This window comes from Peribacillus sp., assembly GCF_059453735.1.
In genome coordinates this window covers 1-13,572 of sequence record NZ_JAZVJO010000256.1, presented here as the reverse complement: position 1 = coordinate 13,572, position 13,572 = coordinate 1, and the positions used below count along the sequence as shown (strand labels likewise).

The window sequence follows — 13,572 nt, the reverse complement described above, 5'->3', positions numbered from 1 at the left end:
TTTATGTTCCTTTAAGAATAGTAAACCGATTAGTAAGGGTGAGATTCCAAAAGGAATATTGATATAAAAAGCCCATCTCCATGATAGCTGCTCTGCCAAAAATCCACCGACAACCGGTCCGATAGCGGGTGCAAAGGCAATTGGCAGGACAAGGGTCCTTGACACTTTCGGCCGTTCTTTCTGTGAAAAGGTTCGAAACAAAATCGCCATTCCTACTGGAGTGAGAATTCCACCCCCTGCACCCTGCAATGCCCGACATATGGTCAAGGCCTCAAGGCTAGTCGCAAATCCACAAAGAAGGGAAGCGACAGTGAAGACCCCAAGTGCCAATAGGAATATTTTCTTGGTTCCAAAGCGATCACCAAGCCATCCCGATATAGGGAGAAAGACTGCGACGCTTACTAAATAGCCAACATTGATACCACTTGTGGCTGAAGGGATGACACTAAATTCCTGACTGATCGTGGGTAAAATCACATTGACGATCGTGCCGTCCATAGAAACCATGAACATGGCCATCACATAAATCACACAAACGACTAATTTTTGTCTATGCAGCTTACTTTGTGCCATAAATGTTCGAAACAAGCTTCAGGCTCTTAGGCTGAAGCTCAATCCAGTTTACATTGATATATTCCAAGCAGTTTTTTCTGCTTTCTTCTCCATATATGACGGACCAGCCTTCTGGTATATTCAAAAAGGCGGGCCAAAGGGAATGCTGTCCTTCTTCATTTATTAATACTTTATACGTACCATTCTCATTCTCAAAAGGGTTGGTCATCCGTTATCTCCACCTTCATTAATTAATGCGTAAGTTTTCATCTTTGCTAGTTTGCTTGCAATGGCCTGTCCGATTTCTGAAAGCGGCTTAGGTTGACACATATCCTTATGGCGGCAAACGATATCATGCTGTTCGATTACTCCCCTTATATGTGGCTGCCATGTATCCGTAGAAATGTCAGGGAACCACTCTGGCAAGAGCGTTGATTTAAAGAATAAGACATCACCATTGAATACTCCCGGTTCGTATTCACCCATGATGCGAACGGAATTCACATAGGTCTCTTTCAAGTTAAGAATCGTTTCTTCTTCCAAACTAGCCAATGCGCTCCCATCCTGGCGCAAAATTTCTATGGCACTAGCATCATCCAACGGCTTATCTCCTAAACTATCAGGCTCATAGCCTCCCAAAGCAAGGAGACCAATCAATGCTTCTTCATCACCTGGCGCCTCTTTAGTCGGCAAGAACTGACTAGGGTAAGCATCTAGAATTGCCGCAAGTTGGACTTCTTCTCCCTCGTTCTGCAGTTGGACAGCCATGGCATGAACGACATTTCCACCCAGTGACCACCCCAGTAGGCGATAAGGGCCTTGCGGCTGGACCTTACGGATCTGTTCAATATAATCCGCTGCCATCTCTACTAGTGTTTCTGGATATCGCTCCCGCTCAGAAATACCCCGAGCTTGCAGGCCATATATCGGATAGTCCGGACCGAGAGCTGTCATTAACCCGGCATAGCACCAGCCCAATCCTCCCGCTGGATGTATACAAAACAGCGGAAGCTCTTCACCACTTTTACGAAGTGGAAGCAAGACATCCAAAGCACTCTGACTTGATCCCATCTCAAGCCTTTCTACCAGGCCAGCAACTGTCGGTGCCTCGAATAAGTTTCCAATACTCAATTCAACACCAAGCGCCTCACGTATTTTACTCATCAACTGGACGGCAAGAAGGGAATGTCCCCCCAAATCAAAGAATCCATCGTCGATTCCCACCTGAGGTAAATCGAGTACTTCCATGAAAAGATTACAAAGGATTTCTTCTTGCGGCGTCCTTGGTCCACGCCCTGATACGGCTGCACCGAAATCTGGAGCAGGCAGTGCCTTTCGATCCAGCTTTCCATTCGCTGTCAATGGTAATTCTGACAATGGCACAAAAGCAGATGGAACCATGTAATCTGGAAGGCTTGCTGCCGCATACTGACGTAATGCAGCAGAATCGAACACTCTATTTGCTGCTGGCACAACATAAGCAACTAATCGTTTATCTCCCGGATGATCTTCGCGCACTATGACTGCAACTTGTTCTACATCCGTCTGTGAAAGGATTGCCTCAATTTCTCCAAGTTCAATCCGAAAACCGCGAATCTTAATCTGGTGATCGGCCCTTCCCAAATAATCTAATGTACCATCTTGTCTCCACCTGGCTAAATCTCCAGTCCGATACATCCTGGTTCCTGAAGAACCAAAAGGATTCGCAACAAACCGCTCTGCCGTCAAGCCATGGCGTCCAAGATAACCACGGGCCAATCCAGCCCCAGAAACATACATCTCACCAGTCACTCCTGCCGGTACCGGTTGTAAACTCTCATCCAGTATATACACACCAAGATCCGGTATCGCACAGCCTATGAGACTGTTCGCCTTCACGGAGGTAATGTCTCGATTAAGCTCAAGATAGCTTACATGAACGGTTGTTTCCGTAATGCCATACATATTAATTAACTGCGGTGCATTTTCGAGATGACGGCTATACCAATCCTCCAAACGACTAAGTTCAAGTGCTTCCCCGCCATAAATTACATACCGTAACGCAAGATCCTGCCCAAGTTCCGGATGGTTCCGATCCGCCTGCATCAATTGATAAAAAGCAGATGGGGTCTGGTTAAGAACAGTGACTCCTTCATCCACAAGGAGCTGTAAAAACTCTTCAGGTGATCGGCTGATGGCATGTGGAACAACTACAAGCTTTCCGCCTTGAAGAAGAGCGCCCCATATCTCCCACACTGAAAAATCAAACGCATACGAGTGGAACATCGTCCAAACATCATCAGCGTTAAAATGGTACCAAGCTTCTGTTGACCCAAAAAGCCTGGTAACATTTTGATGAGGGATGACTACCCCTTTTGGTACACCCGTTGAACCAGAAGTATAAATAATGTAGGCTGCACTTAAAGGCGATAAAGGTTGTAGCCGGTCACTATCTTGTGGGTCTTCTGTTGAATATCGTGACATTTCCACTATCATGCTTGGATCATCCAATACGATTTGCTTGCCATGTACATCAGAAAGGCTGGCTGCCACATTGGAATTTGTCAGAACGCAGCTAGGCTGAGCATCTTGAATCATGAATGTCAGTCTGTCCATTGGATATTCTGGATCTAGAGGCAAATATGCCGCCCCTGCTTTTAATACCGCAAGTAAACTCACCACCATCTCCAATGACCTAGGTACGGCCAAAGCGACAAACTGCTCCGCTCCTATTCCTTGAGCAATCAGCAGATGAGCAAGTTGGTTCGCCCTTTTGTTGAGCTCTTCATAGGTTAACGAGTCACCTCCATATACCACAGCGATTCTGTTTGGATACTTTCTCACCTGTTCCTCAAAAAGTACAGGCAAACTGTCATGCCCTATTTCGTCGCCTTGCTGATTCCAATCTTCAAGAATTTTTTGACGTTCTTCTGACGCAAGTATGTCCAGCCGGCCGAATGGCTTATCCGGTTCTATTACAGCACCTTCCAATAATTGCAGGTATCGATCAACCATCAAATCAATTGTTTCGTATTTATATAAATCGGTACTATATTCAACAATTCCGCTCATTCCATCCGGTTTCCCTGTTTCGTCATGTGTTTCCCGAATTTCTATTGTCATATCAAATTTTGAAGTTCCTACACTAACTAACTCTAAGTTCGACTCTATGTTTGGAAGTTCCAATTTTGGCTCAGGTGTATTCTGCAGAGCAAGCATAATTTGAAATAACGGGTGCCTAGACCTTGAACGTGATGGATTTATTTCTTCTACTAATCGTTCAAAAGGCAAATCTTGATGTTCATAAGCATTTAAATCAATCATTCGTACCCTTTCGAGAAGTTCACGGAAAGTAGGATTTCCGGAAGTATCTGTACGCAGCACTAGGGTATTTATAAATAACCCAACTATATCACTCAAAGCATCGTCACTTCGCCCTGCAACCGGGCTTCCTATCGGAATATCAGTACCCGCACCAAGGCGTGTAAACAACGCCGCAAGTCCCGCCTGCAACACCATAAATAAGCTGACACCATTTTCCCGGGCCAGTTCCACTAACTTGCCATGCAGGGCAGGAGGAATGGTAAATCTCCATATATCGCCCTTATAACTTGGCTCTATAGGACGAGGGAAATCCATAGGCAATTCCAATTGTTCAGGAAGATTGGCCAGTGCTTGTTTCCAATAATTAAGCTGTTCAGCAGCTAAACTGATTTCACCGCTATCACGTGCCAACAACAACTCTTCCTGCCAAAGCGCATAATCTGCATATTGAACGGGAAGAGGAGCCAAGTTGGGCTCTTCCCCACGAATCCGTGCTTTATATGCTGCTGTTAAATCACGTGTAAGAGGTGTGAGGGACCACCCATCCGCTACAATATGATGTAGCAGTAAAACTAAAACGTGCTTGTCGCGTTTCATCGTGAAAAGCTGCGCATAAATGGATGGCTCCATTGCAAGATTAAAGCTATAGCGAGTAGCGCTAGTAATCTCCGCATCCAGGTCCGACTCATTTATTCTTGTAATCAACAATTCAACTTGCGCTTCATTCGAGTCAATGACGTATTGATGTGCATTCCCCTCGCTCACAGGAAAAATCGTCCGCAGCGTTTCATGACGTGCAACGATGTCATTGATAGCAGCTTCCAGAGCCTTCGTATCTAGATTTCCGGATAATTCTATCACCAGTGGAATATTATAAGTTGGACTTGGACCTTCTAGACTATGCAGGAACCACAATCTCCTCTGGGCAAAGGAAAGAGGGATCTTTTCAGATTTACTCGCTTTTTTTACAGGCAATCGTGCACTTTTTCCATTAGAAAGCTGTTTGGCAAGACTCGATACAGTCGGCGCCTCAAAGATCTTTCCTATCCCTAATTCCACTCCAAAAGTACTGCGTATGCGAGCCATTAACCTTGAGGCTAGGAGTGAATGACCTCCTAAATTAAAGAAACTATCATCAATCCCCACTCTAGATAGACCCAGAACCTCGGCAAACAACTCACTTAAAATTTCTTCTTGTGGTGTTCTCGGTACTCGATCTGAAATGAGAGAGTAGAGGTCAGGAACTGGCAATTCTTTACGGTTAAGCTTCCCATTGGGTGTCAGTGGTAACGCCTGCATAACAACGATTGCGGATGGAACCATATAATCCGGGAGACTACTGCCGACAAACTCGCGAAGTTCCCCTGAATCCACTGTTGAATCCCTTGAAGGAACAATGTAGGCTGCAATTCGTTGATCGCCGGGAATATCTTCACGAACAATCACTGACGCCTGTTCAACCTCTGGATGTTGAGAAAGCTTTGCTTCAATTTCTCCAAGTTCGATTCGGAAACCACGTATTTTAATTTGATGATCTGCCCGACTAATATAATCAAGGCTTCCATCATCTCTCCAACGTACCAAATCGCCTGTACGGTACATCCGACTCCCATTAGGACCATACGGGTTTGCAACAAAACGCTCAGCTGTTAAATCAGGTCGGCCTAAATATCCACGGGCAAGTCCCATTCCGGCAATATATAATTCTCCAACGATCCCTGGAGGAACTGGTTGTAATCCGGCATCAAGCACAAACGCCTGTGTATTCCATATAGGTGATCCAATAGAAGGCATACCTGCCTGGTTAGAATTCAGTGAATTTGATGTTGACCATATTGTTGTTTCAGTAGGGCCATATAGATTGGTTACTTCGCAGCCTATTTCCTGTAAGGCTGTGGCTAAACTAATGGAAAGCGCCTCCCCGCCAACAAGCACCCTGAGATTCTTGATCACCTCTGGGTAATTGGCTGCCATTGCTTGCCAAAGCGTCGGTGTCGCTTGCATAATCGTAATATCATGCTGTGTCATCATTTCTGCTAAAGCCTTAGGCTCTTGGACCGTCTCCTTGGCAGCCACGACACAGCTGGCTCCATGAAGAAGCGGCAGATAGATTTCTAACCCAGATATATCAAAAGCAATGGTAGTAACCGCCAAAAGCTTGTCTTCTTGATGCAAAGAAAATTGATTTTGCATAGAAGAAAGGAAGTTAATTAAGCTTTCCGATTGAATCACAACACCTTTTGGTTTCCCTGTGGAACCAGATGTATAAATCATATATGCCGGGTTAAGGGGTGATAGCAAGCCAATCCGTTTTGTGTCATCCACATTCTCATTCGGATATTGATGCAGCCCTAATTCTTCTTCATCCAATATAATGAGCTCTGTTGCCCCGCCAATTGGTAATTTCGCAGCAAGTTCTCTGTTCGTTATGAGGCAAATTGGCTTCGCGTCGTTCAATATGTATTCGATGCGGTCGATTGGGTAATCGGGATCAATTGGTAAGTATGCCGCCCCTGTTTTTAATACACCCAACATGACCATGACCATGTTCACAGAGCGTGGTAAGGCAATCGCGACGAATTTTTCTGGTCCTAATTCTTTTGTTAATAAAAGATGGGCAAATTGATTAGCTTGCTTATTCAAAGCAGCATAACTAAGTACGGCCTTTGCATCTTCCAGGGCTGTCAAATGCGGGGTTTTTGCTGCTTGGTTTTCAAACAATTCTGGTAAACTAGCAAGAGGAATTTCTTTGTCCGTTTGATTCCACTGATGCATAACCGCCTCACGTTCTTCTGGCAACAACACTTCGAGTTCCCCAATTAAATGGACCTCCTCAAGACTTGCCACTTTCTCAAGTAAGCTTAAGAAACGGGCGTGATGCGTGCCTAACTCCTCCAAATCATACACTTCAGGGTTCGCATCTAAATCAATTCTGATTCCATTTCCATCAGCTTTGTCATAAATATTGATCGATAGGTCATCGACGGGTCCCGTAGCCAACTTATGTGTAATCGCATGATTACCGGCAAAATCCAACCCATAATCAAAAGGCATGACATTAATCTGTGGACCAAATAATCGTTGATTATCACCAAGAAGTTTGAGGTCACGGCGAAGTTCTTCATGTCTGTAGTTTTGATGGCGGCGAATCGTACGTACTTCTTTTGATACTTGCTTGACTAAATCCTTCAACGTCATTTCCGGTCGAACCGTTAAACGAAGCGGCAGTAAGTTCATGACCATACTTGGAATATTAATGGAAGCAGATCCTAAGCGCCCCATCATCGGCAGAGATAAGATGACATCTTCCGTCCCCGTCAGACGATGGATATACAAAGCAGTGACGGCCATGGCCAATTCATGCCATGTTCCCCCATATTTATGGGCATTTTTTTTAAACGATTGGGCAGAGGCTGATGACAAATAACCCGTTTGACTGAGAAAATCGTTAGATGTCCTCGGAGCCCGTTCAGCAAGACTCATGACTTCCGGTTGGTCGGCAAAGCGCTCCAGCCAAAAGTTACGATCATTTTCAAATTTCTCAGATGACCGATAGCCTAAATCTTCTTCCAAAAGCTTAACGAAGGGGCTAAAGGCTGCTTCTTCACAAGTTCGACCTTGAACAAGTGCCGTATATAGTTTAGCCACTCGCTGCGATAGTAGTGAAAATCCGAAGGCATCCATCGCAATATGATGAATCCGCTGATACCAAAAATACCGGTCTGGTGCGACCATAAACAAGGCTTGAGAGAAGAGTCTATCCGTTTTTAGATTAATCGGCTGAAGTAAATCTTCTTTCATCCATTGTAAGGCCTGCTCTTGGGGATTGTTTTGATCACTTACATCCAAGAAACGAAAGGGAACTTTATTGGCATCTCCCATGACTTGATAGGGTCCACTTTGATCTTCCCCAAAGTGGATATGTAAACATTCCGCTTCCTTTACAACCCTAGTTAGCGCTTCTTCAAACTTTTTTAGATCAATTTCCCCTTTAATCTCTATGTACTCACCGGTATTATAAATCGGATTATCCGGCTCTAGCTGCTGCGCAAACCATATGCCGGACTGTGCGCCGGACAATGCCCAGCGATTTTGATTCTCCACATTACTCACTACATCTCTCTCCTTTCCGCCGCGATTCAAGCTAAAACTTTTTGGGAAGACAACAGATTCCCCCAAGCAGCAACCGTTGGTTTTTCAGCCAACTGCATGAAATTTATGTCTACCCCTTTTTCTCTCAACATTTCCACAAGGCTCATCATGCGAATAGAATCCATCCCTCTGTCGATTAAATCCTCATGATCATCGAGACCTTCAGAAGGATCTTCGCCAAGGAGTTCAAAGATGAGCATTCTTACTTCCTCCATCGTCCTATCAGTTCCTTCCTGTGATGAATGTTCACAGGATGATAAGTGGTCAAGCAATTGAACGGTTGTAGTAGTAAACGCACATCGTTCTGCTGCATATTTTATGGCCATTTTATGCTCTTCCAACGAAAAATCTGCAACTGCATCTGCTATTAAAAAAGATTCTATATCGAGCATAAACGCTTCACTTGCGGTTAAAAGACAACCTATATGGGCATATACTCCGCATATAATAAGTTGATCACGGTCCTGTTCTTTCATTAATTCAAGAAGATTGGTTCTTTTAAATGCGCTATATCTCCATTTAGTCAGCACGATATCATCGTTTGTCGGAGCAAGCTCGCTCACAATGTTTGTTTGGTTCGGATCATTTTTGAGCCCCGTTCCCCAAAAATCTGTTAGAAGCGCGCGATCTTTAGGGTTTTGGTCTCCAGGCTGGGCCGTATATACAACAGGGATTCCTAATTCCATACAACGATTTTTAATGGTTATTATATTCTTCAATAATTCTGGTATGGGGGAATTGCCTTTTTCATAATAATCGATAAAATATTGCTGCATGTCATGAATGAGAAGAACCGAGCGTTTCGGTTCCGCTTTCCACGCTACCTTATTTTTTGGTAAATCAGATTCTACAGGCATTGCATATGGTGTGATAGCAGGGATAGCCATCAAATCACTCCTTTATCCTCATTATTTATTTTATTTATGAATGGTCGTACGGCTTGCACATAACTTATCAGAAAGTTGTCGTAATGCTTTTTTACTCACTTTACCTAATGGAGTTTTAGGAAAGGTCTCCACAAATTCAACTCGGTCGGGAATTTTATAGGAAGCCAAGCCCCTATCTTTTAAGAATTGTTTAAGTTCTCTAGCTTTAGGCGTTTCCCCTCGGGGGATCACGAAGGCACAGGACCGCTCCCCAAGATAGTCATCAGGCATGGAAACAATAGCTGCGTCATGAACAGATGTATGGGCCAGCAGGTGGTTTTCCACTTCTTCTGCTGCAATTTTTTCGCCGCCTCGATTGATTTGATCCTTATCTCGTCCTTCCACAGTCAGGTACCCTGAAGAATTCAAACTGACCAAATCACCTGTCCGGTAAAAACCATCTTTAGTAAAAGCCTTTTCATTATGTGCCGGTGCATTATAATACCCGCAAATCGTATAGGGTCCCCTGGTTAATAAAGTTCCTACTTCACCAGGTGCAACATCCCTATCTTCTTCGTCAACCACTCGAATTTCATCCAGTTCAGACATGGGCCTTCCTTGAGTGTTTACGACAATCTCTTCTGGATCATCAAGTCTTGTATAGTTCACTAAGCCTTCCGCCATCCCAAATACTTGTTGTAATACACACTGAAATACTGGACCTACACGACGCGCCGCTTCAGCACTAAACTTTGCTCCTCCAACTTGAAGGACCTGAAGGCTGGATAAATCATAATTGCGTGTTGAAACGGCCTCTAGCCATCTCAAAGCCAACGGGGGTACAAGTGCTGTTATCGTCGCGCCATACTTTTCAATGAGAGGGAACGCTTCATCGGGGCTTGGACCAGGTGAAAGAACAACCCGTCCACCTCCATAAAGCGTACCCAGCGTACCAGGTGAGCTCATTGGAAAGTTATGAGCGATTGGAAGTACGGCAAGATAGATACTATCTTGATTGATTCCGCAAATATCGGCACTTAGCCGTAAACTGTATATGTAATCATCATGTGTCCTTGGAATTAATTTGGATAACCCGGTACTTCCGCCGGATAATTGAAGGAACGCAACATCACTCGGTTGGACATTCGTTTCCACTAAATCGGCAGGTTCTCCATATAAACTTTCTAAACCTATGAATTCCTCAGAATCTCCTGCCACAATCACATTTAACAAGGTATCATTTTTCCCTTGCGCCCCTCTAGCTAGTGTTCTGTAATCAAATCCACTATGCTTATCCGGGATGATATAGGCGACCGCTTCAGTGAACTCGCAAAAGTAATTTATTTCGTTGCTGCGATGTGATGGAAGGGCGTAAACAGGAAGAGCCCCAATTCTAAATAATGCGAAACAGACTTCAAAAAATTCCACAATATTAGGAAGCTGGATGACCACCCGGTCCATCTTCTTAATTCCAAGCTTTTGAAAACCTGCTGCTAACCGATCCACTTGGATATCCAATTCCGCATAAGTCAGGCTTCTATCCCCGCCAGTAAGAGCGATTCTACTTCCATGCTTCTTTGCACGTTCACGCAGCATACTGCCGAAAGTTTCTCCTTTCCAACAACCTTCTTTTCTATATAAATCAGCCATGTTCTTAGGCCAAGAAGTGAAACCGTTCAACATTAAAATCTCCTCCACATTACTTTGATAGCTCTGTAATTCCCATTGCGCGAAGCATCGTTTGAAGCTTAGCCGTCGTTTCAGCTAGCTCTTCTTCGGGTTTTGATTCTCCGACTACTCCTGCCCCTGCAAACAAACGAAGCTCGTTTTCTTCAACCTCTGCACATCGAATCGTAACGATCCATTCACCATCTCCCAGGGCATTGCACCAACCAACCATTCCCGTAAAGAAACCTCGGTCGAAGGATTCGATGTCCAAAATGGATTCCCTTGCTCGTTCCGCCGGTGAACCGCATACGGCCGGAGTCGGATGAAGGGCAATTGCAAGTTCTAGAGAAGAAGTCTCAGGATGGGCAAGTTCCCCCTTCACTTCTGTTGATAGATGCCACATCGTCTCTGTACTTATTAATGATGGACTGTCAGGTACTTCTATCTTTTTCATGAACGGTCGAAGTGCTTCCGCAACTGCATTTACTACGACAGCATGTTCATGTAAATCTTTGGAAGATGAAAGCAGTTCCTTCGACCGTCTTTGATCTTCCACTGGATCGTCACTTCGCGGTCTAGAACCTGCCAATGGGTTTGCGACTACGCGTAACCCAGTTCTTGAAACAAGTAATTCTGGGCTCGCTCCAATTAATGATTTGTCACGAACGGAGTCTTTCTTATTCAAATCAACAGCGAATGTATACCCTTTTGTGTTTTGAGCAGCTAGATTATGAAGAAGTTGATGGATACCCACATTCGCCGATGAAGTAAGATGCAGGGATCTAGCCAGCACAATTTTGTCTAGATGACCACTGGCTATCTGAGCCAACCCTTTCTCCACACCTTCTTTATATTGAGCAGGTTCGGGAACGAATTGTATTTCGTATGCAGGAAGACTATCTGTTTCTACTGTTTTGCCAACCTCATATTCTTGCAAAGATGCAGACGATTGTACCATCTGCGGTACATGCAGATGAGCTGGCTTTTTATAATCGAAGGGGATTGCCCCTGTGACAATTGGATTACTATGCCCTTGCTCTTTTGCATACTTCAATGTCGCTGCGACCCGATCAGCGAGGCCTTCCATTTGATTATCTTGTTCCTCATTTATTGGAACAGTTATCATGGAACCTTTTCCTAATATGGTTTGGTTCGGGCTTGATAGAAAGAAGTCACCAACTTGGTAATCATTCAACATTGGTTTTTCCAAAACAACAGAGCTTGGTTCCTGTTTCATCTCATCAACATCTCCCTTTTTGATTGAATATTCAGTTATGTAATTCCAATAATGGCTTAAGCGCCTAGGGTCGCTCCCCCATCCACACAGAGATTGCTCATGGTGATATGATTTGATTGATCCGATAAGAAGAAAAGAATGGCATCTACTATGTTAGAAGGTTCAGCAATTTTTTTCAGTGGAATTCCCACTTTAAATACTTCAGGTATACCATCTATTACTGTTCTCGCTCCATCATTGCCATCCCATAAAGACCATTGCATTTCTGTATCCGTCGAACCAGGGGCAACGATGTTACAGCGAATATTATATTGAGCTAATTCTAAACCTAAGCACTTAGTAAACATGGTCGCAGCTGCCTTAGATGCTGCATAAGCAGCTAAAGAAATTCTCGGAACACTCGCCGCATTGGAACCTACAGTAACAATGGATCCCTTTTTCCTACTCACCATATGTTTACTGACTGAACGACATACATTGAAAACACCGGTAGAATTAACGGCAAACGTCCTTTCCCAGTCAAGATCACTGCATGACTCAATTAATCCCGGGTTAAGTACTCCAGCTACATTCACCAATAATTCTATTGGACCGATCTCCCGCTCAACGGTATCAACCATTTTATCAATAGCCAAGCTATCACTCACATCTGCTGAAAACGCATATACCTCTAACCCTTCAGACTTCAAAGAATCTACGTGCTTCTGTAACTTTTCAGCTTGGAAATCAACCGCCGCTACAATAACACCAAGCTTTGCCAACGTTTGAACCACTGCACCTCCAATGCCTTGCGCTCCTCCTGTAACCAGCGCAACTTTCCCTTTAAACTCCTGTTCGTACATACTTACCTCTCCCTTTCTTCATCAGAAATCCTAGTTTCAATTTTCTTCGATCTATTAAAGGGCTCCCTCCATTTAATCTTGGAGATATCCGCCTGTCTCATCAATAATGAGAATCATTATCAATCAAATTCTACAGGTAATGTTATACATTTCTACCTTATCGGTCAATGGGTATTCGATGATTTGCTAAGAAAGACCTATTCCTTTAATCCATCCTATTAGTCCTTTGATCCCCATGCCATTCATCAACTATTATTAGGATAATTAAAATTTTATTTTACCTATTTAAAACCCTTAAACCGTGAATACAGCTCACTTCATGATCAATATTGGGTAGACTTCCTTTAAATGACTATACTTCTAATTTTCTTTTATTCTCTACTGACAACCACTAAGGAGAAATCCCTATTCCCCTTTTTTATTCATTTTTACATTCAAGACTAAAGACACCCTTTTTTAGTTGGTGAAAATGATCAAGACGCTTGGGTTTTAAAGATATTTCTCATTTAATGAGGCACATTACTGCCTCAACTTCACACATGGATTCACTATTTGGCCGATACTCAGAAACATTCGGCCCTATCTTCGATTTATTCGGCCCTATCTCACACTAATTCGGCCCTAAATCAGCTTTATTCGGCCAATTCTTTTTTCTCCTTTGATGAACCGTTTATTTCTTATGCGGAGGGTGGACTATAGTCCGCCTAAACGAAGTGGTTACTAAAAGAGTATTTAAAGACCAGATATGGTTATGTAGCTCGGTATCACGAAAAAGGCTGCCGATAGTTTCTCGACAGCCTAAGGGACTTATATTTTTTATTTGTCAGAGTGTTTATGATTCACAAACGGCCACCAGTTGGCTCTGCCAAATAATTTAGCCATCACTGGGATAAAGAGAGGCAGAATAAGAAGTGCATATAAAACGAGACCTATCAGGATTAAGGTCGCAATC

General features: G+C 43.7%; 8 protein-coding genes. All 8 read right to left on the bottom strand.

All coding sequences use genetic code 11. The features are described from left to right. Positions 1 to 573: MFS transporter (locus AC52RT_RS08070; RefSeq protein WP_495540267.1), on the bottom strand; the 573-nt coding region annotated here is incomplete at its 3' end. Beyond that, positions 560 to 781, bottom strand: a complete 222-nt coding sequence (locus AC52RT_RS08065; protein WP_495540265.1) for an MbtH family protein — start codon at positions 779 to 781, stop codon at positions 560 to 562. The genes AC52RT_RS08065 and AC52RT_RS08070, both read right to left, overlap by 14 nt. Then, the gene (locus tag AC52RT_RS08060; protein ID WP_495540264.1) at positions 778 to 7,968 is read right to left on the bottom strand and encodes an amino acid adenylation domain-containing protein; all 7,191 of its coding nucleotides are present in this window, start codon (positions 7,966 to 7,968) and stop codon (positions 778 to 780) included. Before AC52RT_RS08060 ends, AC52RT_RS08065 begins: the two co-directional genes overlap by 4 nt. Positions 7,969 to 7,994: 26 nt before the next feature. After that, a complete protein-coding gene (locus AC52RT_RS08055; protein ID WP_495540263.1) occupies positions 7,995 to 8,894 on the bottom strand; it encodes an isochorismatase in 900 nt (299 codons plus the stop codon). 30 nt (positions 8,895 to 8,924) lie between these two features. Further along, on the bottom strand, positions 8,925 to 10,556 hold the full coding sequence (locus tag AC52RT_RS08050; RefSeq protein WP_495540262.1) for a (2,3-dihydroxybenzoyl)adenylate synthase: 1,632 nt from the start codon (positions 10,554 to 10,556) through the stop codon (positions 8,925 to 8,927). Positions 10,557 to 10,572: 16 nt separating this feature from the next. Further along, a complete protein-coding gene (gene dhbC / locus AC52RT_RS08045) occupies positions 10,573 to 11,778 on the bottom strand; it encodes an isochorismate synthase DhbC (protein ID WP_495540261.1) in 1,206 nt (401 codons plus the stop codon). Between the two features lie 56 nt (positions 11,779 to 11,834). Beyond that, positions 11,835 to 12,620, bottom strand: coding sequence for a 2,3-dihydro-2,3-dihydroxybenzoate dehydrogenase (locus AC52RT_RS08040; protein ID WP_495540260.1), 786 nt, complete (start codon positions 12,618 to 12,620; stop codon positions 11,835 to 11,837). An 816-nt stretch (positions 12,621 to 13,436) separates the two neighbouring features. Further along, positions 13,437 to 13,572: hypothetical protein (locus tag AC52RT_RS08035; protein WP_495540266.1), on the bottom strand; the 136-nt coding region annotated here is incomplete at its 5' end.